Annotated in this window: 18 protein-coding genes and 1 other annotated feature; of the genes, 9 read left to right on the forward strand and 9 right to left on the reverse strand. The window is 40.3% G+C overall.

The features are described 5' to 3' along the window. Positions 1-282: 282 nt before the first annotated feature. Positions 283-639: a hypothetical protein gene (locus HGD77_RS11955; protein ID WP_005104082.1), complete on the forward strand. Its 357-nt coding sequence runs from the start codon at positions 283-285 to the stop codon at positions 637-639. Positions 640-777: 138 nt separating this feature from the next. Here the strand turns inward: HGD77_RS11955 and bfmS are convergent, their stop codons facing one another. Then, positions 778-2,379, reverse strand: a complete 1,602-nt coding sequence (bfmS, locus tag HGD77_RS11960) for a sensor histidine kinase BfmS (RefSeq protein WP_168730848.1) — start codon at positions 2,377-2,379, stop codon at positions 778-780. Positions 2,380-2,421: 42 nt separating this feature from the next. Continuing rightward, on the reverse strand, positions 2,422-3,138 hold the full coding sequence (gene bfmR / locus HGD77_RS11965; RefSeq protein ID WP_005104084.1) for a response regulator transcription factor BfmR: 717 nt from the start codon (positions 3,136-3,138) through the stop codon (positions 2,422-2,424). 567 nt (positions 3,139-3,705) lie between these two features. Between bfmR and HGD77_RS11970 the strand changes: the two genes are divergently transcribed. From HGD77_RS11970 to HGD77_RS11980, 4 genes are all read left to right on the forward strand, one after another. Continuing rightward, positions 3,706-6,543 (forward strand): ribonucleoside-diphosphate reductase subunit alpha, encoded by a 2,838-nt coding sequence (locus tag HGD77_RS11970; RefSeq protein WP_005104086.1) that lies wholly within the window; start codon positions 3,706-3,708, stop codon positions 6,541-6,543. 129 nt (positions 6,544-6,672) lie between these two features. Beyond that, entirely contained in the window at positions 6,673-6,801 is a 129-nt protein-coding gene (locus HGD77_RS17165; protein ID WP_005104087.1) for a hypothetical protein, read from the forward strand. A gap of 226 nt (positions 6,802-7,027) precedes the next feature. Continuing rightward, on the forward strand, positions 7,028-7,264 hold the full coding sequence (locus HGD77_RS11975) for a DUF2188 domain-containing protein (protein ID WP_005104088.1): 237 nt from the start codon (positions 7,028-7,030) through the stop codon (positions 7,262-7,264). A 317-nt stretch (positions 7,265-7,581) separates the two neighbouring features. Further along, positions 7,582-8,865 carry a ribonucleotide-diphosphate reductase subunit beta gene (locus HGD77_RS11980; protein ID WP_004645882.1) on the forward strand — a complete coding sequence of 428 codons (1,284 nt, stop codon included), beginning with the start codon at positions 7,582-7,584 and terminating at the stop codon, positions 8,863-8,865. Positions 8,866-8,991: 126 nt separating this feature from the next. Here the strand turns inward: HGD77_RS11980 and HGD77_RS11985 are convergent, their stop codons facing one another. The 3 genes from HGD77_RS11985 to HGD77_RS11995 form a co-directional block, all read right to left on the reverse strand. Continuing rightward, positions 8,992-12,048 (reverse strand): hypothetical protein, encoded by a 3,057-nt coding sequence (locus tag HGD77_RS11985; protein ID WP_168730849.1) that lies wholly within the window; start codon positions 12,046-12,048, stop codon positions 8,992-8,994. Between the two features lie 237 nt (positions 12,049-12,285). Next, complete coding sequence (locus tag HGD77_RS11990; protein ID WP_001223318.1) at positions 12,286-12,987, reverse strand: IS1-like element ISPa14 family transposase; 702 nt, start codon at positions 12,985-12,987, stop codon at positions 12,286-12,288. A gap of 34 nt (positions 12,988-13,021) precedes the next feature. After that, positions 13,022-13,615: a DUF4365 domain-containing protein gene (locus HGD77_RS11995; RefSeq protein WP_168730850.1), complete on the reverse strand. Its 594-nt coding sequence runs from the start codon at positions 13,613-13,615 to the stop codon at positions 13,022-13,024. Between the two features lie 381 nt (positions 13,616-13,996). Between HGD77_RS11995 and HGD77_RS12000 the strand changes: the two genes are divergently transcribed. Continuing rightward, entirely contained in the window at positions 13,997-14,650 is a 654-nt protein-coding gene (locus tag HGD77_RS12000) for a TnsA endonuclease N-terminal domain-containing protein (RefSeq protein WP_168730851.1), read from the forward strand. Here HGD77_RS12000 and HGD77_RS12005 read toward each other — a convergent pair. The 4 genes from HGD77_RS12005 to tnpB (HGD77_RS12020) all read right to left on the reverse strand — a co-directional run bounded on the left by HGD77_RS12005 (position 14,647) and on the right by tnpB (HGD77_RS12020) (position 19,137). Continuing rightward, a protein-coding gene (locus tag HGD77_RS12005; protein ID WP_148335363.1) for an IS3 family transposase occupies positions 14,647-15,866 on the reverse strand; the annotation gives its coding sequence in 2 pieces (ribosomal slippage) (positions 14,647-15,590 and positions 15,590-15,866; 1,221 coding nt in all). The two genes, HGD77_RS12000 and HGD77_RS12005, sit on opposite strands and share 4 nt — an antisense overlap. Next, positions 15,475-15,591 (reverse strand) — a sequence feature (AL1L pseudoknot). It overlaps the preceding gene by 117 nt. A 433-nt stretch (positions 15,867-16,299) precedes the next feature. Then, the gene (locus tag HGD77_RS17020) at positions 16,300-17,043 is read right to left on the reverse strand and encodes a hypothetical protein (RefSeq protein WP_228761437.1); all 744 of its coding nucleotides are present in this window, start codon (positions 17,041-17,043) and stop codon (positions 16,300-16,302) included. Between the two features lie 58 nt (positions 17,044-17,101). Further along, positions 17,102-18,727, reverse strand: a complete 1,626-nt coding sequence (gene tnpC / locus HGD77_RS12015; protein WP_005263607.1) for an IS66 family transposase — start codon at positions 18,725-18,727, stop codon at positions 17,102-17,104. Positions 18,728-18,801: 74 nt separating this feature from the next. Beyond that, complete coding sequence (gene tnpB, locus HGD77_RS12020; RefSeq protein WP_005263609.1) at positions 18,802-19,137, reverse strand: IS66 family insertion sequence element accessory protein TnpB; 336 nt, start codon at positions 19,135-19,137, stop codon at positions 18,802-18,804. 296 nt (positions 19,138-19,433) lie between these two features. Here tnpB (HGD77_RS12020) and tnpA point away from each other — a divergent pair, with 296 nt between their 5' ends. The 3 genes from tnpA to tnpC (HGD77_RS12040) all read left to right on the forward strand — a co-directional run bounded on the left by tnpA (position 19,434) and on the right by tnpC (HGD77_RS12040) (position 21,870). Next, complete coding sequence (tnpA, locus tag HGD77_RS12030) at positions 19,434-19,817, forward strand: IS66-like element accessory protein TnpA (RefSeq protein ID WP_004646130.1); 384 nt, start codon at positions 19,434-19,436, stop codon at positions 19,815-19,817. Then, complete coding sequence (gene tnpB, locus HGD77_RS12035) at positions 19,814-20,149, forward strand: IS66 family insertion sequence element accessory protein TnpB (RefSeq protein ID WP_159373125.1); 336 nt, start codon at positions 19,814-19,816, stop codon at positions 20,147-20,149. Before tnpA ends, tnpB (HGD77_RS12035) begins: the two co-directional genes overlap by 4 nt. Before the next feature lie 74 nt (positions 20,150-20,223). Beyond that, the gene (gene tnpC, locus HGD77_RS12040) at positions 20,224-21,870 is read left to right on the forward strand and encodes an IS66 family transposase (protein WP_168730852.1); all 1,647 of its coding nucleotides are present in this window, start codon (positions 20,224-20,226) and stop codon (positions 21,868-21,870) included. Positions 21,871-21,872: the final 2 nt, after the last annotated feature.

Below are 21,872 nucleotides of genomic sequence, written 5' to 3' on the forward strand. Positions count from 1 at the left end.
GCCCACCCATTTAGATATAGTCCTTTTCACTATTGAATCCAAGTTAAATCGGATAAAAACTTATTTTAACAACTATTTTTCCTTCCAAACCATTTGATTTAACTTGAGATTTAATGTGATTTTTTACATTTAACTGCTGATTTACCCCCTACAGCCACTTGCTAATCTTAGATTGGCAATTGTGTCTTTTTGCAACATGCTCAACGGACTGATTCAGAATATGTTATTTCTATTTCTAAACCACATCATGACATTAATAAAGTAACAATAAGGAGTCCTTGCATGTCTCTACGCTTTTCCCATAAGCCGAATTATTTTTTATTTGCTCAATTACTGGTTCGACATATAGAAAATTACATCCAGAAAAATCCCAGTATAAGCCAGGCCGCTTTTGACTTACGTGACATCCACGCACTTTTTCAAGAGGATCACGCCTCTTCCAGCATCAATCTGGATGGCATTATGAATATCGCTGACGAATATAAAGTCGAAACCTTATCAGGCGACCAGAAACTGATTCAGCGCTATAATGTCGATGCGAAAAACACCAAACTGTTGATCGACTTTAACCCTGAAGCGCTACAAAGCTTAAAAGAGGGCAAATCACTCATTGAACCTGATGCGACCATTCAGGAATAAAATCCCTTCCAATAAAAAACGATGCTGATGCATCGTTTTTTTATGACCAAAATCATTTACACAATATCAAGCTAAATGATCACTCGCTTCCTCTGGCTTTTTTTCCAGCATTTTGCGCTTACTCTTCTTGACATAACGTTATGCCGGCCAGGTCATGGTAAAACGCGCACCACCCAGCGTCGGACTTTGATCCACCTGAATCGTGCCACCAAACCAGTACGCAATCCGGCTGACAATCGACAAACCTAAACCATAACCACCCGACGCACGGGTACGGCTATCATCCAGTCGGGCAAAGGCTTCAAAAATGCGGGCACGATCTATTTCTGGAATCCCCGGCCCGTCATCTTCAACGCAAACATAGGCCTGACCATCCTGATCCAGACCGCCGCTAATCAAGATTTTATTATCGCAATAACGTACAGCATTGCCGACCAGATTCTGAATTACACGATGCAGATAACGACGCTCCGCCTCTACTGTGACCGCAACAGGCATTGGATGTAATTCGATGATTTTCTGGGTTTTCAGCGCTTCAGTTTCTTGTGCCACCTGATTCAGTACGTCATACAGATCGATTTGCTCAAACTCAATCGACGGCATGCCCTGTTCCAGTTTGGCATAGGTCATGATCTCATCAATCAAGGTATTCAGCGCTTCAATATCTTTATCAATCTGTTCCACCTGTTGCAGACGATAATCATAGTCATCTTCATCCGCCATCATTTCCACACCAAAGCGGATTCGTGCCACCGGTGTACGCAACTCATGCGACACCGCACGCATCAACTCACGCTGCGCTTCGATCAAACGCTGGATATGATCTGACATATTGTTATAGCTAGAGGCCAGTGTAGACATCTCGTCACTACCTTCCACAGGAAGACGCAATGACATATTACCCGATTTCATTTTGTTTAAGGTATAGCTGACTTCACGCAACTTACGCTGCATCGGAACCAGAAGACCATAAACACCCAGACTCAACACAAAAAGGCTTAATAAGGTAATACCGGTCGCCAACTGGAATGGCATCCAGTTAAACAAGGGTACCGGCCCCATGACCAATACTTGCGAAGTCGAACCAGGAATCGGTGAAATAATTGAAATCGTGGTGCCACGAATAGAGGCATTATCGCGGTATAAAATGATGCTATGGTCCAGACGCAGACGTCCGATTTGCTCGGAGTCTAAAGGTAGATTCTGGACATTTTCGATAGAAACCGGATAAGAAAAATAATCCTGAATACGAGCCAGATATTCTTTTTCCTGACCTGGATAGTAGACCAGATAGTCCAGGATAAAGACTGGTAAGGCCTTCATCTGGCGCTCAGTAATACTGTCGGCCTTAATATAAAGGTAATGACCCGGGTCATCGCGCAGCCCAACTACAATATAGGCAATACCCGATTCAGCGTCCCAACGCACCACCGCTTTTCGTTCGGCAATACGGCGCCCTTCAGCACGGGTAATGTCGACCTTGCTGGCTTCTACATAGTGAATGGGCAATTCCAGCAAATCGGAGGCATCAGAAACCCAATCCATTTTTTGCTGGAGATTTGGCTGGCGTGCAACCCCCTCACTGATGATATATGCCATACCATCAGTCAGGGATTCGCGATATTCTTGCGCACGCTGATAGTTGATAATCTGTACCAACAAATAGCCGAACACCGCCACCAAGACGACAAGGATGACGAGTCCTGCGTATATACGCAAAAATATACTGTGTTTAAACACCTATAATTTATCCTGCTTGTTCAAGCAACAAACCACATTTGCTTAAAGACCATTGGTCTCTTTAACAAAAAGATAACCCTTACTACGTACTGTTTTAATACGCTTCGGATTTTCTGGATCGTCACCGATTTTTGGACGGATACGAGAAATACGCACATCAATTGAACGGTCTTGGCCGTCATATTCAATGCCGCGTAGACGCTCAAAGATATCTTCACGTGACAGGATGCGGCCCGCATTTGAAGCCAGCAGCCACAACAGGTCATATTCTGCACTGGTAAAGTCAACCAGCTCACCATTTAAGGTCACTGAACGACCACCATTGTCGATCACCAGGTCATCAAATTCGATGCGCTGAGCCACTTCATCTTCAGGCACTTTGTCAGTACGGCGTAATAAAGCACGAATACGAGCCAATAGGACACGTGGCTGAACCGGTTTAGCGACATAGTCGTCCGCACCCATTTCCAGACCTAAGACCTGATCCATATCTTCAGTACGTGCAGTCAGCATTAAAATCGGTTGATGATAATGTGGACGAACTTCACGACAGATGGTCAAACCATCAGCACCTGGCAACATGACATCTAGAACCACCATGTCTGGTTGCTCAGCAATAATACGACGAATAGCACGGTTGCCATCCGGCTCTACCCCAACCTCAAGACCATTACGGATGAGGTATTCTTGTGTTAAACGAGCAAGACGCTCATCATCTTCAACAATTAAAATCTTGGGTAACTTTTCTTCTTGGCTCATGTATTGCCCCTTATTTGGTGGATCTACGCTATAGGCGTATCCTTTTGAAATCCAATAGATACGTTTTTAATATGCTTGCAATATACACACGTTTACATTGTAAACAAGATAGCGTTCACCAAACTGATACATCAAGATAGCATTTTGTAATATTTTATCGTGCATTTTTTGGACAATTATGCTTGAAACAGTGGCTTAGATCTGATTTGCGATTTACACAACTCTTACATGGACAAAATATGACTGCTTGATTCAGCACTTTTTAGTTATCCACAGTGTTATCTATAAGCACTTTCTTTTGACTTTGTTATGCTATGCCTTGCCTGATAAGGCTTATACAAAAATCAATAAAAATAGCGATATTTTTACAAGGATTAAAGCACAACTTAAGAAAAATATTTAGCTAAATGTCAATATTGATCTACCCTAAATTTTCCCGTATCTTGTGTTCAATTAATTTTAAAACCACTAGGTCTTGTGTTTATTCCTCAAACACTGTGGCATGAATTTTGCCCAGTTCAAACGGTCTATAAACATAAAAATAGATGACAACGGAGCTATGCTAACATGAGCGTAATCACTTCAACTCCTGGTCAACTTCAGGTGATTAAACGCACCGGTGATGTTGCCGCTTTTGATGCAGAAAAAATTTCTGTCGCAATTGGTAAAGCGTTTTTGGCGGTTGAAGGCCAACAAAGCGCTGACTCGAGCCGGATCCATGATCGTATCGAACAACTGACGGAAATGGTATTAAATACCTTTAAACGTCGTTTACCATCTGGCGGAACGATTCATATTGAAGAAATTCAAGACCAAGTTGAACTTGCGCTAATGCGTACGGGCGAACAGAAAGTTGCACGCTCTTATGTCATTTACCGTGAACAACGTTCTGAAGCACGTAAACAGTTAGGTGCACATCATCACCCGACCCTGCAAATTACCGATGCTGAAGGCAAACTCAAGCCACTAGATTTAAGTGCTTTAACTGCGCATGTTACTAAAGCAGCAGAAGGCCTTGAAGGGATTGATGTACAAGCGATTGTCGATGAGACTGTGAAAAACTTGTACAACGGCGTAAAAGAGTCTGACATCTCGACCACGATGATGATGGCGACCCGTACCCGTATTGAGCAAGAGCCTAACTATACGTATGTGACTGCACGTTTATTGCGTGATGACCTGGTTGCGACTGGTTTGAAATTCCTGGGTCTACCTGTAGATACAGTTGAAGGCGATGCGCTGGAAACTTACCTGAAAAAAGGGATTGAGCTTGAGCTGCTTTCTCCAGAATTGTTGAACTTTGACCTGGCGAAACTGGCTGCTGCGATTCAACCGGAACGTTCTAACCAGTTTACTTACTTGGGTCTGCAAACCTTATTTGACCGTTACTTCATCCATTCAGATGGTGTGCGTTTCGAACTTCCGCAATTGTTCTTTATGCGTGTTTCTATGGGCTTGTCGCTCAATGAAGAAAACCGTGAAGACCGCGCGATTGAGTTCTATAACTTATTGTCTAGCTTCGATTACATGGCTTCGACGCCTACCCTGTTTAACTCAGGTACGTTACGTCCACAGTTGTCTAGCTGCTACTTAACAACCATTGATGATGATCTGTATGACATTTATGGCGCGATGCGTGATAACGCAATGCTGTCTAAATGGGCAGGTGGTTTAGGTAACGACTGGACACCAGTTCGTGCCTTGAACTCCTACATCAAAGGAACTAACGGTAAGTCGCAAGGTGTAGTTCCGTTCCTGAAAGTAGCGAACGATACTGCTGTTGCGGTTAACCAAGGTGGTAAGCGTAAAGGTGCAGTTTGTGCATACTTAGAAACCTGGCACCTGGACATCGAAGAATTTCTTGAACTGCGTAAGAACACCGGTGATGACCGTCGTCGTACCCATGACATGAACACTGCGAACTGGGTTCCTGACCTGTTCATGCAACGTGTATTCGAAGATGCAGAATGGACTTTATTCACGCCTTCTGAAACGCCTGATCTGCATGATTTGACTGGTGCTGCATTCGCTGAGCGTTATGCACACTACGAAGCGATTGCCAAAGAAACAAACATGTTGCACAAGAAAATCCGTGCAAAAGATTTGTGGCGCAAAATGCTGTCGATGCTGTTTGAAACTGGTCACCCGTGGATCACATTCAAAGACGTATGTAACCTGCGTTCACCACAACAACACGTAGGTGTAGTTCACTCTTCTAACTTATGTACAGAAATTACGCTGAACACCAGCAAAGAAGAAATCGCGGTATGTAACCTGGGTTCGATTAACCTGGTACAACATGTTCAAGGTGGTGTTCTTGATCGCGAAAAACTGGCACGTACGGTTAAAACAGCCGTTCGTATGCTCGATAACGTGATTGACATCAACTACTACGCTGTTCCGCAAGCGCGCAACTCGAACCTGAAACACCGTCCGGTTGGTATGGGTATCATGGGCTTCCAGGATGCACTGTATGAGATGAACCTGGCTTATGGTTCTGATGCTGCGGTTGAGTTTGCTGATGAATCGATGGAAGTGATTTCGTACTACGCGATTTCAACTTCAAGTGACCTTGCTGTTGAACGTGGTACTTATGAAACCTTCAAAGGTTCACTGTGGGATCAAGGTATCTTGCCAATCGACTCGCTTGATCTGGTTGCGAAAACTCGCCCTGAACGCATGTTCGAAGTCGACCGCACTCAACGTCTGGACTGGGACACGTTACGTGCCAAAGTTCAAAAAGACGGTATGCGTAACTCGAACGTGATGGCGATTGCACCAACAGCAACGATTTCAAACATCTGTGGCGTGTCTCAGTCAATCGAGCCAACCTTCCAGAACTTGTATGTGAAATCAAACCTGTCTGGCGAATTTACCGTGATTAACCCGTACCTGGTACGTGCGTTGAAAGAACGTGGTCTTTGGGATGCAGTAATGGTCAATGACCTGAAACATTTTGAAGGTTCTGTTCAGAAGATTTCCCGTATTCCTGAAGAGCTTAAAGCTATTTTCGCGACTGCGTTTGAAGTTGAAACTCGCTGGATCGTAGATGCTGCATCACGTCGTCAAAAATGGATCGACCAAGCGCAGTCTCTTAACCTTTACATCGCTGGTGCAAACGGTAAGAAACTGGACATCACTTACAAGATGGCCTGGTTACGTGGTCTTAAGACGACTTATTACCTACGTGCATTGGGTGCAACGTCTGCTGAGAAATCTACAATTAACACTGGCGCATTGAATGCAGTTAAACCTGCAACTGTTGCGGCTCCTGTTGTAGCAGCAGCTCCTGTCGTTGAAGCGCAAAAGCCTGAAGCTCCTGCAGAGGAAGAAGGTTTTGCTCAAGCGGCGCCAGTGCCAATGGCATGTTCGATTGACAACCCTGATTGTGAAGCTTGTCAATAAGCTTCGCTTGACCTCCCCTAACCCCTCCTAAAAGGAGGGGAATCACAGCTCAGTCATCTGACATGTGAAAGTCCCTCTTTTTAAAAGAGGGATTTAGGGAGATTAAAATAACAAACAAAGGAAACCTCAATGCCCCATATGACTCACAACTACATGTTAGGACTTGCGGCATTGCTGATTTCCTTTGGCATTACCTTTTATTTACCAATTGCTTATTTCTGGCTCAAAGTTTGCCAGCAGCGTAAACAAAATAAGTAGTTTTCTTTAGACGAATTACTTCTTTTGATTATGTCAGCAGATTAGCTGATTGCCGAAAATGAAAAAAGGGAACACCGCGTCAACGATGCTCCCCTTTTCCCTAAAGATCATTAGGCTGTCTTTAGGGCGATAACTTTTTTACCAAAAAGCTAGGGAATATTCTGAACTAGTTTAAAGCAATCGTCAAATTAGCCTTTGTTGAAAGCTCAAATTTAGGAGTATTCTCATGAGCAAATCAAATGACCGTATGGTATATCAACGTGGAAATGAATGGGTAAATAAAGCAAATGGTAATTCTACCGCTTCATCCATTCACTCAACACAACGTGATGCAATAAACTCAGCTAGAACTATGTTAAAAAACTCTGGCGGAGGAGAATTGACAATCAAAGGTACTAATCAATTGATTCGTCAAAAAGACACAATTTCCCCAGGAAATGATCCAAGAAACATAAAAGGCTAATTTATCTCTTAAAAAACAACCTCGATTTAATCGGGGTTGTTCTGTTTTTAAAAAACTATAACCGATTGATTTTATTATTTTTTTCAACGGAAAAACCAATAAAGAAATTCTACTTAAAAAACAAAAGAATAGAAGAACCATAGTCGTTTTTTCATCAAAAAAAATCTTATTACCTATTAAATTTTCGCGATCAAAACTACAATACATTCCAAATTTATTAAAAACTAAATCGCCTCGCTTAACAAATGTTCGTTGTTTCTTTAAACACCAGATAGTCCAATGTACATAAGTGAAGCGTATAATTTGAGAGAATTGATATGTCTATCCTAAGTTGGGACGATTTCGAAGATGATTCGCAAAAACCGGCTGCACCTGAACAGCAGCCTGCGCCCGTCGAGCCGCAAAAAGCGACTAATTCACAGATGGTATCTGATGCAGGCAACGCATCGCCGGATGTGGCAGCTGCACAACCCCTTAGAGCCACTCAAAACCGAGGATCAAATCCAACCGATTCGCTGGCAAGAGCATCTGCTTCCCTAGAGCAACTTGATGTTGCTCCAGGTCTGGAAGAGCTTGAAATGGGTGCGCAACGTGTACAAGTTGATGACAAGGCAATGATCAACTGTCGTGCTGACTTGAACCAGCTTGTACCGTTCAAATACGAATGGGCTTGGCAGAAGTATCTGGACGGATGTGCAAACCACTGGATGCCGCAAGAAGTCAACATGAACCACGACATCGCGCTGTGGAAGTCTGAAAATGGCTTGACTGAAGATGAACGTACCATCGTGATGCGTTCACTTGGTTTCTTCTCGACTGCCGATTCACTGGTTGCAAACAACCTGGTACTGGCGATTTACCGTCATATTACCAACCCTGAATGCCGTCAGTACATCTTGCGTCAAGCGTTTGAAGAAGCAATTCATACGCACGCTTACCAATACTGTATCGAGTCGCTAGGTATGGATGAAGGCGAAGTCTTCAACATGTACCGTGAAGTACCGTCAGTGGCACGTAAGGCAGCGTGGGGCCTGAAATATACTCAATCTTTAAGTGATCCTACTTTCAAAACTGGTACCCCTGAAAACGACCAAATCCTGCTTCGCAACCTGATCGCGTTCTATTGTGTACTTGAAGGTATCTTCTTCTACTGTGGTTTCAGCCAGATTCTGTCTATGGGCCGTCGTAACAAGATGAATGGTGTTGCTGAGCAGTTCCAGTACATCCTGCGTGATGAGTCAATGCACCTGAACTTCGGTATCGATATGATCAACCAGATCAAGATCGAAAATCCGGGGCTATGGACGACTGAATTCCAGGAAGAAATCATCCAGATGATTCTTGAAGGTACGATGCTGGAAATCGAATACGCACGTGACACCATGCCACGCGGTGTACTCGGCATGAATGCTGGCATGATGGAAGAATACCTGAAGTTCATTGCTAACCGTCGTCTGGCGCAGTTAGGCTTGCCTGAACAGTTCGCTGGTGTGAACAACCCGTTCCAGTGGATGTCAGAAATGATGGACTTGCGTAAAGAGAAGAATTTCTTCGAGACACGCGTAACGGATTACCAAACTGGTGGTGCGTTAAGCTGGTAAGGTTTTTTCGTAAAACGACATATAGAATGTCATTTACGACACATGTATGTCATTCGTTAGAATTAAAAAAATAGAGCCTTTGGGCTCTATTTTTTAATTTGGTTATTCGTGCAATAATTTTGAGACTTATTTATCACAAAGATAATTATCCAATTGACTCAAAACTGAAAACTCGACTGAATCAAAAGCAAATACACTTTTTAAATTATTGAATGCTATCCCTTTAATATCTGGATTTAAACTTGATATCACTACTAGTACAGCCTTTAGCAAATATTCTGTTGAAAAATTATTAGGATTTAATATTTTCATAACCGATAAATATTTATCCCATAAAATTAAATGTTCTTTACTAATTTTAGTAACAAGATCTCTCTCACTTTTTTTCCCAATGCCGCAATAAATAAACCAAGTTGAAATAACAGATTCTGGTTTATAAGTATTTTCATCTTCTAGAAGTTTATATATTAAAGTAAGTAATGTGTTTGCACTAATTTTTTGTATATCAACATAAAGAAAAATATCCAGAAATAGCTTATATTTATCTTTAAAACCGGAATGTATAAACATTATCTTATCAAAAAGATATTGGAAATCTGTATCTTTGTAGTCTAAAACCTCAGATCCACTTAGAAAATAATTTAGGGATTTACCCAAAAAATCCAATCTCATATTTAAATTAACAATACCTAATTTACTTACGTGAATTAATTTTTCCTGTAAAACATCTTCTGCAAAAATATTTTTTTCACTCAAAAACTCAAGAATATTAAATATATTTCCAGTCCGAATAACATTATTCTCCATACAAATCAAATTTCTTAAATAAAGATCATCAGTAATTAATACCCCTTTCTTATCCTTCAAGGGTTGATCATATTGTAAAAAACTGTCCTCATTTAGACGTATTAAATCCAATTTAGTAAGATTATTTTGTATAGCTCTTAAAATTTCTCCTGCAATCTGACGATAAGGAGAAAGTGGAGAATGTGTTGTAAGATTAAGTTTTTGAAGAACTGATTCTAAAATAGAAAATTTTGGTAATGATTGTAAGAAACTTTCAAGAAGCTCTAAATCATTAAGAATTAGCAATGAAGTTTCTTCAATTAACAGAATATCAGATGAATCAATCAGCTCATAAAACTCATTTTGATGCAGTTGAGGGGAATGTATAATTTTAAATTCTAGTTCTTGGTCTGTAACAGATTTTGACAAAAACCATGTAGTAAAAATATCCCTAGTATCCTGTAAATACTGTCCTCGCATAAAGAAAGGTATTGGTAATTCACCACTTCTGAGCTTTTGCTTATTACTTTCCCATAATTCAATTTGTTCTGGAGTAATACCAAGCATATTTCTTAAAGACTCTAATAATCCTTCTGCACCTTCATCTATATTAATATTCCCCATTTTAAAGACTGTTGAATCAGGAAATTTTTCTAAATATTTATCTCGTCTTTCAGTATAATCTGAAACTTGTTCATCATTTTCGAATGGACATAAGAGCGTGCATAACTGCAAGTAATCACCCTCTTGATCACAATTATTGTGATCAATAAATTCTCCGTACTTTAAAACAGCAGCCTTTAATTTTTGCTCATATTCAGCCCTGTTCATATAAATAGCAATAAGTCGTCTAATGATAAAAATTTTATCTAGCACATTAGTAGAATTTATTAGATTATCTTCGAGCAGTTCCACAACATTATCAATTAACCCTAATGAAAGAGATAAATTGATAAAAAAATCTTTTTCCTGTTTACCTATATTTTCCGATTTAATTACCTCTTCAAAAGTCTTATAAGCAACCCCTATTTTCCCTTGATTCTGTAATGCTGCTGCCTGTACTAACCTCCATTTAGAAACTGCTAACCCTTTATCAATATTTTTTATAGCCAATCTTTCTGCATCAGCCCAGCGCTCTGTAGTGATAAACGCTTGTGCAAGATCTAAATACCTTTCTTCACTAAATTCTCTTCTTTCTAATACTGTCTCTGCCAACTCTATTAATTGGTTAGCAGCCATACTTTCTTGAGGATCTAAATATCTAATTAGTTGTTCTGCAATAACTAAAGGTTTACCTAGATTTATATATTTTTGATATAAATCTTGGGTAAACTCCTTATGTCTACTTCTATCCTCATTAGATTTTTTGACAAAATCTTGAATCGCAATAAATGCCTCACCATCAGGGAATGATTTTACAATTTCTTCATATCTCGTAGCTAAATCCTTATTAAACATTGCATCTGCAATTTCAGCACCAATACAAAAAATAGCTGGAATATTTTCTCTCGAGGAGTTTAATAGAATACTTTCATATTTCTCAATCAATGACAGGCATTGTCTAGATTTTTTCAAATGATTATATGAAAGAATATGCATACCGCACTCAACAGCGTCTAGTGACTCTAATCTTTCAAGTAAATCGATAACTTTTTGATATTGTCCACAGTTAAACAATATAAGGACATATATTCTTATAATTTCTGAGTGCGCTGTTCTTTCACTTAATATCTCATCAAAATAGCAAGTAAGCTCTTCTAATTTATTAAAATATCCATAAATTAAAGGACTGATATCTATTAGAATAGTAATGTCAGCTGGATATCCTAACTTTTGAGCTGCAATCCATGCTTTCTGTAAGAAACTAAAAGCTTTCTTCATGCCTTCCAAATCATAATCAGGCCGCCCTTCAATAGGAAGAATCTCTCCACATATCCCTACATCATTTGAGGACTTATGAAAATACCTTCGTGCAGCTAATGCATTAAAAATATAATGCTTTCTATCATCATCAAAATCATTTTCTATATTTTCTTCAATGATTTGATCTAGTTCTACAGGAAGGTAACCTATAGTACATATAACCATTTGAATCATAATTTCTGTTGGATAATATTGTTTTAGTAATTCCAAACCTTCTATAGGTCTTTTAAGCATTGCTAGAGTTTTAGCTTTTAGTGCACATTCTGTAAAACTATCATTACCTAGCGTATTAGCTAATTCTTCAAGCTCATCTTGGGGTGGCATTGAGTCTAGCTTAAATTTTGACTCTAAATATGCGAGACGATAACGAATTTTCGTATTTTTCTCTTGTGCAAATTTAAACTGCGTCTCAGCTTCATCAAAAAATCCCTGATAAGACAAAAGATTACCTTTTTGATAATAAAATTCTGCCAATTCATGGTCATTGAATTTATCTTTTATAGTCTCCAATTTGTTTAATATTTCTTCTGCAGCCTGTATACGGTTACTTGATAAATAATCTGAGCAAATCTTTAGGTCAGTTGGAATTTCGCCCTTAGGATTATCAATCCAAGGGGCTTCATTTTTTAGCTCAATAGTTTTTAAAAAGACAGGTTTTTCACTAATTATTGTAGTTAAATTTTCGGTGGTGTTTCAAAAAGTATGCTGACATTAAATGAAGCCATTATTGATGTAAAAAAAGGTTAAGTCGAAAGCTTTAAAATGGTTTTCAATCTTTTTTGAAAAATTACAACTCCTTCTAAAACCGCGCCTAATTCGATGCCTTATTTTGCAATTATTACCTTCAATACCTACAGTAAAAAATTTACCAATACTTTGCTTGCAGTTTTTAAAAGCAGTTATGAAACTGTCCCAATGATCACTTGCAATTCGGGTGTAGTGAATACCTAATTGTTTAAGCTTTGTCTTCAATCGTTGAACTGTAGCTAAGTCTCTTTTACCCCAAACATAAGCAACAATCTCACCTGTTTCTCGATGGTAGGCGTAAATAAGCCATTGTTTATTATTTTTATTTCCCACAAAAGTCCAAAACTCATCAACTTCAAGAGACTCATAATGACTTTGTTTAGGCTGAATTTGGTAGGTCGATTCGGTTAAAGTACGTAAAACTTTACCGATACTGATTCGCTCAACTTCAGCGATATCTCGTATACCACTACCTCTGACCATCAACTGTAATATTTTTCGAGTAATGCCTGAATTACATCCTAGATAGCTCAGAGCATGGTCACCAATAAACTGACGTTTGCAGTCTTTGCACTGATAGTTTTGTTTCCCATCTACTTTGATGCCATTTTTCTTTATACTGTCACTGAGGCAGGTTGGACATTTGATTTCTAGAGTTATTCGCATTTCTCTATTTTATCAAAATTCAACCTGCTTTGTTTCAGCATACTTTTTGAAACACCACCAAATTTTCTAATACTTCATCTATAGGTTTTTGTCGCTCTGTAATACTTCTTTTCAAAGAAAAGAACCTATTTTTTTCAGTAATTCTCTTCTTATAAAATTGATAAATATCTAATGATGAATCTAACAAGTTGTCAGTTGGGATTTGAACAGATATAGTTTTTTGGCTTTCTAACTTATCTTTATTTTTTTCAAACCAATCTTCTTCTAACCAAAAATAATAGATTGAACAATTGGATAAATCATCTTCTTTTTCTTTTAAGTCAACAACAGCAACCATTACTAACGGCTCTTGTTGAGAATAGTAATTTAATGCTGATACATCAAAATCATATGAAATAAGTGATCTATCCACATTATATTTGGGTACTGTAGTGCCTTTCAATTGAAGGTAAAAGCTATAATTTACATAATTTTCAGTTGATTTGAGTTGAATTGAATAATCTATACCAAAGTCAGTGTCACCAGCCATGGGGGTTTCAATCCAAGCTTTAGGCAATTTACTTGCTAAAGCTCTTGCTGCCAAGCGGCCAATTTCTTGACTACGCCCATCTTTTGGAAGATTCCCCATAAATTTTAACCCTAAGCTAAAGTTGCATATTTATCCAATATACTGTTTTTTGATACTTTTTCTAAGTAGATTTTAAAACTGCTCTAATAAGAATTCCTATAAGTCAGAATTCTTTAGAGCATTCACATCCTAAAACTTATCTAAAACATCCAATATTACTTTTTTACAAAAAACCAACAAAAATAAAGATGTACAAAAGAATATTTTGTGATATATTAAATTAGAACATAAAACAACAACTTAAACCAAATGTTGTCAAAAAATCGCTTTAATTTTTTATATTTCTCCTCAAATTATCCGTTTTTCCTGTTTTTAGGTATCTTGTAGTAGCCTCTATTCCAACAAATAATGACTTCTTAGCAATTTTACAGAGTCATTGGAATGGAACATATCCAAAATACGACTATCTATTCTTCCAAAGTTCACGCTGATATCAAGAAACAAATTATTGCTGCATTTCAGCAAAAAGCAGATATCTCTGGGAAAATTATTGGCAAAAGAAAGATCGAACAAGGCAGTATTGGAAAACGCACCTCTCTCTTTCCGAGCGTAAAAAATCAAGCCATGATACCGCTTGAAAGCAAACTAGAGTTGGCTTATGCATTATCTTTAGAACAAAACCAAAATGTAGAGGCCTATCGTACTCAGGCTGTTAAAATTCCACATGCCAAAAATCGCTTTCTTTTTCCTGACTTCCTCATCAAATATAAAGATGGTACATATGCAATCCATGAGGTAAAGCCATCTATTCAAGCATTAAGTGAAAAAAATCTATTAAAAATTAGAGATATAGAAAATATTCTAAAAGCTATGAATATTGAATTCCGTGTGATAGATAAAAACGTCTTAGCCAATGACGAATTATTGCAAAAAATTTTATTTTTTTATTCTAGGGGTAATGCCAAATTATGGCCTACTGAACTACTTTTGAGTACTCAGGAAAGTCTTAATAAAGAATATAAGACATTGAACGACTTATATAATGCTCTTACTGAACCGTACCGGGTTTGTCGGAGACTTTTTTATTTAAGTTAGGCCACCTGACCTAACGGATTAATTTTATCATAGTACATTGCTTCAAAATCAAAAGGTGGCACATAACCTAGTGCACTATGTACACGCTCTTTATTGAACCAATCTACCCAATTTAATGTCGCAAGTTGTACATCCGCTAAACCTTGCCAATCTGCTTTTAAATATTCAATCACCTCTGTTTTGTATAAGCCATTCACTGTTTCAGCCAAAGCATTATCGTATGAATCACCGGTCGTACCGACTGATGCTCGTAAATTTGCTGCTTCTAAACGATTGGTATAACGAATGGAAAGATATTGCACACCTCTGTCACTATGATGAATCACGTTCTTTGGCATGCCTCGATCATGCAATGCTTGCTCCAGTGCATCGAGCACCATGTCTGTATTCATCCGTGTTGATACTTTCCATCCAACAATTGCTCGCGAGAACACATCAATAATAAAGGCGGTATAGACCCAGCCTGAATTTGTTTGAATATACGTAAAGTCAGCGACCCACAGCTGGTCAGGGTGATCAGCACTAAAATTGCGTTTCACCAAGTCATCTGCTCGTTTTTGATCATCTCGGCTATGGGTAGTTTGTTTATTCTTACCTCGCCAAACACCTTGTATACCTAGCTTTTGCATCAATCGAGCAACTGTACAGCGTGCAATAATATAGCCTTCACGTTTCAGTTTTTGCCAAACTTTACGTACACCATATCGACCTGAACTTTCCTTCCAAATTCGTTTAATTTGTTCAGCATGATGCAAGTCATGTAGATCTCGCTTTGCTCGATGTTCTGGGTTTTCGCAGAGATCTAGAGTCCGGTAATAGGTTGAGGGTGCGATCGGTAAAATTCTACAAATCGCCTCGACTCCGTACAGCTCTTTATTATTATGGATAAAATCCACCATTATTTGTGTGGGCGGTCGAGCTCCGCCTGGGCGAAAAAAGCGGCTGCTTTACGTAGAATCTCATTGGCGCGTTGCAGTTCTTTATTTTCGCGTTCGAGTTGTTTGATACGTTCTTGGTCTGAAAGCTGCTGTACTTTAACTGGATTTAGTTTATCTAAATATTTTTGATACCAAACACGTAGTGTTTCAGGAGTACAACCTATCTTGGGAGCAATAGCGGTGATCGCAGCCCAATTCGATGGATAATCTTTTTCAGATTCAATCAATAATTGAACCGCTCTTTCTCTGATTTCAGGGGTATATTTTAATTTTGTCATCGGGACACTACGCTTCGCTACGTCTTGCGAAGCAATGCTTCTCATCTCAGAATATTGACTCTCCGACAAACCCGGTACGGTTCAATATCTTGTACCTAACAGAAGGTTCTTCTTTTTATAGAAATTAGAAGTGAGAAATAAATATACTTAGATCCAACCATACTTATAAACCATTGATTTTAAATATAAATCAAAAATTCAAATCACAATTAATTGGAAACATATTCAAACGATTTTTTTTAATCAAAAAAAGAGGATTTTTGGGGAATAGTTAACTTTAAATTCTAGTTATATTTATCTCACCAAGTTAATCAAATCAAAGGAAAAAACAATGGGTAAACTAGTAAATGGTCCAAGCACAACAGGTAATCCTTCTGGCGGTGGTCGTGGCAATAATCCACCTAAAGGTAAGTAACCTTTAATGACAGCTCGCTCAACTACTCGGTGGTTGAGCGAGTTTTTGTAAATCCATCGGCCATTGACTAGTTAGTGTATTAGAACCTGACTTTTTATAAAAGTTAGAAAACAACTCCCAAAACTCATAGTAAATCCCATGCATATAAGCCGTGTTTTCAGGTCTAGATTCATAATCATTTTGAAAAAATCTGTAGACAATCCACAATAAGAATAAAGTGTTATTGGGCTTATACTCAGTTTCTCTATTCAGCAAAATATTGATTGTTTCTTGGCTAGTCCTTTTGCAATTATCGACTTCACTTTCATCACGTTCAACAGTGTCTGAAAGCAACCAAAGAAAGTCTGTGTAAGTAATAGAAAAGCCTTCGTTAGCTTTTTTTATAAAATTTTCTTTTCTTTCCGTGTAATTTAATAAATAGTTTGAAAAATTTAAACCATGGCAAGTCGATGGTCTTTCATCATCCAGATTTAAAGCAGCAAAAGTGGCCATTAGAGTCAATAAGCTACGACTAGGATTAGTCCATACAGCCTTATGCTTACTTATCTTAGTAATCTTACCCTCTTGCCACTCAAAAGTTTTGGCGTTTAATTTTTTTTGAAAAAACCATCCTAAACATATCGGCTCAATCTCTTTAAAAATAGAACGGTGAGTTAATATATCTAAATGAGAAAGAAGTGAATAAAGGCTTAAACCAAACACACTTTGGGCAAGAATATCTGAGTTTTTCTGACTAATAGCTTCGCTCCAAAAGACATCCAAAGTTTGATCTTGAATTTTTAAAGATCCGTAAGCGTCCGCTGAACCCCATGCCTATTTTTTAATTCGGTTCAGGTTTCCAGCAGTGTGGCAGTAACTCTTCAATCTGGGTCACTTTATGCGTCGGCAGCCTTTTCAGCACATCACTTAAATAGGCATACGGATCCAGCCCATTCAGCTTTGCTGACTGGATTAACGTCATGATGTTTGCTGCTCGCTGACCACTGCGCAGCGAGCCAGCAAACAGCCAGTTCTTGCGCCCCAACGCCCAGGGACGCATCTGATTCTCGACCCAATTATTGCAAATAGGTAGATTGCCATCATCCAGATAGCGGCTTAAAGCTGGCCAACGCTTCAGCGTGTAATTGATGGCCTTGGCAATGGGAGAACTCGATGGCACTGTCAGATGATGTTGGTTGAGCCATTCATATAGTTGTTGCATCACTGGTTGACTATGCTGTTGTCGGTATTCGCGGCGCTGTTCTGCTGTACCATCGGTCTTTTTCCTGAGTTCTGCTTCTATCGCATACAGTTTCTGAATCAGCACCAATGCCTGTTCAGCGACCTGACTTTTCCCGGTCACATGCAGTTCATGGAATTTACGACGTGCATGGGCCATGCAGCCCACCTCTATGACCTGGCCTGATTTAAAGCGTGCTTTATAACCACTGTAATCATCACAGACTAGATAGCCCTGCCAGCCTTTCAAGAACTCTGCAGCATGCTCGCCTGAACGACTATCCTGAAAGTCATAGATCACCGCCTGAACTGGATTGTACTGTGTAGTGGCATAGGCCCAGACATAACCTTTCTTCGGTTTTTTCTCATTCTCACCCATCCGCATGATGGTGACTGGTGTTTCATTTGCATGCAGCACCTGCTGTTGTAGTACCACCTCTTTTAAGGCATTGGCCAGAGGTTCGAGTTCTACTCCGCAGCGACCTATCCAGTCAGATAACGTTGATCTAGAAAGTTCGATTCCCGCCCGCTGATAGATCAGACGTTGACGGTACAGCGGCAAATGATCGGCATACTTCGATACCAGCACATGGCTGAGCAATTCAGGTGAAGCAATGCCTTTATCAATTACATAGGCAGGCATCGCTTGCTGAGTCAGAGTGTCGCACTGATCACAGACCCATTTACCACGCACATGCTGTTCCTTATAGAACTGTGCCGGTCTGAAATGCAGTTTTTCACTGATATCTTCGCCGATACGACGGAGTTGGCAGCCACAAGCGCATTGGGTTGATGCAGGTTCATGCTCAATACGGATGGTGTGTAGATGATCTGGCAGTGGTCGACGTTTAGGTTTATTGGTTTTGGCTTTCTGTGTCGCTGCATCGGTTTTATCTGCATTTAATCGTTCTAATTCCAGATCAACAGCAGCAATATCTTCTTCGACCGCTTCATCCCATAGGTGGATTTGTTTTGCAGTGAGATGTTCGTTTTTACTGCCGAATTTGTGCTGTTTAAATAGTGCGAGTTCATGCTCGTATTTTTGATTGAGAATAGAAAGATGTTGAACTTTAGAATCTAATTGCTGATTGGTTACTTCAAGATGCTGAACTTTGGCATCTAATTGCTGGTTTGATTGTGCTAGAGACTGATGCTGCAGCGCCAACTGCCTGGTGAATTCCAGCAGTTGTTCATGGGTCAGTTGGCTTAAGTCAGGCAGCGTATTCATGACCGCAGTATGCCTGAGGTCATGAGAAGAATGAAATAGAACGTTTGGAGAATAGCAGAATGGAACAGTCTGGTTTAAAGCATCGTCACCACCTGCTGTCGTCCAATGCGCTGCCAGGGCAAACCCTGGATCAGTGCCTGTAACTGTTCCGGGCTGAGGGCCACGGTTTCACCTTGGTGAACTTGAGTCCAGTGAAATTTGCCCTGTTCCAGCCGCCGGGCACACAGCCAGATGCCCAATCCATCATGTACCAGCACTTTCATGCGATGTCCACGTTTATTACAGAACAGGTAAGCACAATGCGGTTTGATGTAGCCAAAGGCTCTCACCACCTGAGCCATGACAGTATCCATCCCTGCTCGCATATCCAGAGGTTGGGTAGAAAGCCAGATTTCATCAATGCGGATCATGTTGCAAGTGCCTTGAGTAATTCTGCTAAAGCAGATATTTCTGATACTTGCCATTTCAAGCCAATTTCTGCTTTTGAGTGGGGTAAAGTAATTTGAACCTTTAACATGTCAGTAGGAGTAGGATCTAATGGTGCAGAGCAAGATAAGGCAATAAATGCAGGTTTATTCGGTAGTGGTGAGCGATCATTCCCTGGCTTAGCATCAATTAAGGTAAGCGTCCGCTGAACACACCTTCTGAATTCATCCTATAAGCCTTAATTTAGTCCCCACTTAAAAACAAGTGGGGACTAAAATTTATGACTACAAATCACCAGACATCCATCGCATCTCTTGCGAAAAAACGAAGAACATACAGTGCTGAATTTAAACAGCAGATCGTTCAGGCTTGTAAAGCACCGGACGTTTCAATTGCTTCAGTCGCTTTGCAACATGGATTGAATACAAATCTTGTATCCAAATGGATTCGCTTAATTGATGCTAAGCCAGGGAATGATCGCTCACCACTACCGAATAAACCTGCATTTATTGCCTTATCTTGCTCTGCACCATTAGATCCTACTCCTACTGACATGTTAAAGGTTCAAATTACTTTACCCCACTCAAAAGCAGAAATTGGCTTGAAATGGCAAGTATCAGAAATATCTGCTTTAGCAGAATTACTCAAGGCACTGGCAACATGATCCGTATCGATGAAATCTGGCTTTCTACCCAACCTCTGGATATGCGAGCAGGGATGGATACTATCATGGCTCAGGTGGTGAGAGCCTTTGGCTACATCAAACCGCATTGTGCTTACCTGTTCTGTAATAAACGTGGCCATCGCATGAAAGTACTGGTGCATGATGGACTGGGGATCTGGCTGTGTGCCCGGCGGCTGGAACAGGGCAAATTTCACTGGGCTAAAGTTCACCAGGGTGAAAGCGTAGCCCTCAGCCCGGAACAGTTACAGGCACTGATCCAGGGTTTGCCTTGGCAGCGCATTGGACGACAGCAAGTGGTCACAATGCTCTAAACTAGCTTGGTCCATTCTGCTATTCTCCAAACGTTCTATTTCATTCTTCTCATGACCTCAGGCATACTGCGGTCATGAATACGCTGCCTGATTTAAGCCAACTGACCCATGAACAACTGCTGGAATTTACCAGACAGTTGGCAATGCAGCATCAGTCTCTGGCACAATCAAATCAAGAATTAGAAAAATCAAACCAACAATTAGATACCAAAGTTCAGCATCTTGAAGTATCCAATCAGCAATTAGATGCTCAAGTTCAACATCTTTCCATTCTCAATCAAAAATACGAGCATGAACTTGCGCTGTTTAAAAAGCACAAATTCGGCAGTAAAAACGAACATCTCACCGCAAAACAAATCCATCTCTGGGATGAAGCGGTCGAAGAAGATATTGCAGCCGTTGATCTAGAATTAGAACGATTAAATGCAGATAAAACCGATGCAGCGACACACAAAGCCAAAGCAAATAAACCTAAACGTCGACTGCTGCCCGATCATCTACACACCATTCGTATTGAGCATGAACCAGCATCAACCCAATGCAGTTGTGGCTGCCAGTTACGTCGTATCGGCGAAGATATCAGTGAAAAACTGCATTTCAGACCGGCACAGTTCTATAAGGAACAGCATGTGCGTGGCAAATGGGTCTGTGATCAGTGTGACACCCTGACTCAGCAAGCGATGCCTGCCTATGTGATTGATAAAGGCATTGCTTCACCTGAACTGCTCAGCCATGTGCTGGTATCGAAGTATGCCGATCATTTACCGCTGTACCGTCAACGTCTGATCTATCAGCGGGCGGGAATCGAACTTTCTAGATCAACTTTATCTGACTGGATAGGTCGCTGCGGTGTGGAACTGGAACCTCTGGCCAATGCCTTAAAAGAGGTGGTGCTGCAACAGCGGGTGATCCATGCCGATGAAACGCCGGTCACCATCATGCGGATGAGTGATGATGAGAAAAAACCGAAGAAAGGTTATGTCTGGGCCTATGCCACTACACAGTACAATCCAGTTCAAGCGGTGATCTATGACTTTCAGGATAGCCGTTCAGGTCAGCATGCAGAAGAGTTCCTGAATGGCTGGCAGGGCCATCTGGTCTGTGATGATTACAGTGGTTATAAAGCACGCTTTAAATCAGGCGATGTCATTGAGGTGGGCTGCATGGCGCATGCGCGTCGTAAATTCCATGAACTGCATGTGACTGGGAAAAGTCAGATCGCTGAACAGGCATTACTGATGATTCAGAAACTGTATGCGATAGAAGCAGAACTCAGGAAAAAGACCGATAGTACAGCAGAACACCGCCGCGAATACCGACAACAGCACAGCCAACCGGTGATGCAACAACTGTATGAATGGCTCAACCAACATTATCTGACGGTGCCATCGAGTTCTCCAACCGCCAAGGCCATCAATTACACTCTGAAGCGTTGGCCAGCCTTAAGCCGCTATCTGGATGATGGCAATCTACCCATTGACAATAACTGGGCAGAGAACTCAATGCGTCCCTGGGCATTGGGCCGTAAGAACTGGTTGTTTGCAGGTTCGCTGCGCAGTGGACAGCGAGCGGCAAATATCATGACTTTAATCCAGTCAGCAAAGCTGAATGGGTTGGATCCGTATGCCTATCTCAGTGATGTGCTGAAAAGGTTGCCGACACATAAAGTGACCCAAATAGAAGAATTACTGCCACACCGCTGGAAATCCGACCAAAATTAAAA

Origin of the sequence: Acinetobacter sp. NEB149 (assembly GCF_012516415.1) — a bacterium.
Lineage (GTDB): Bacteria > Pseudomonadota > Gammaproteobacteria > Pseudomonadales > Moraxellaceae > Acinetobacter > Acinetobacter lwoffii_V.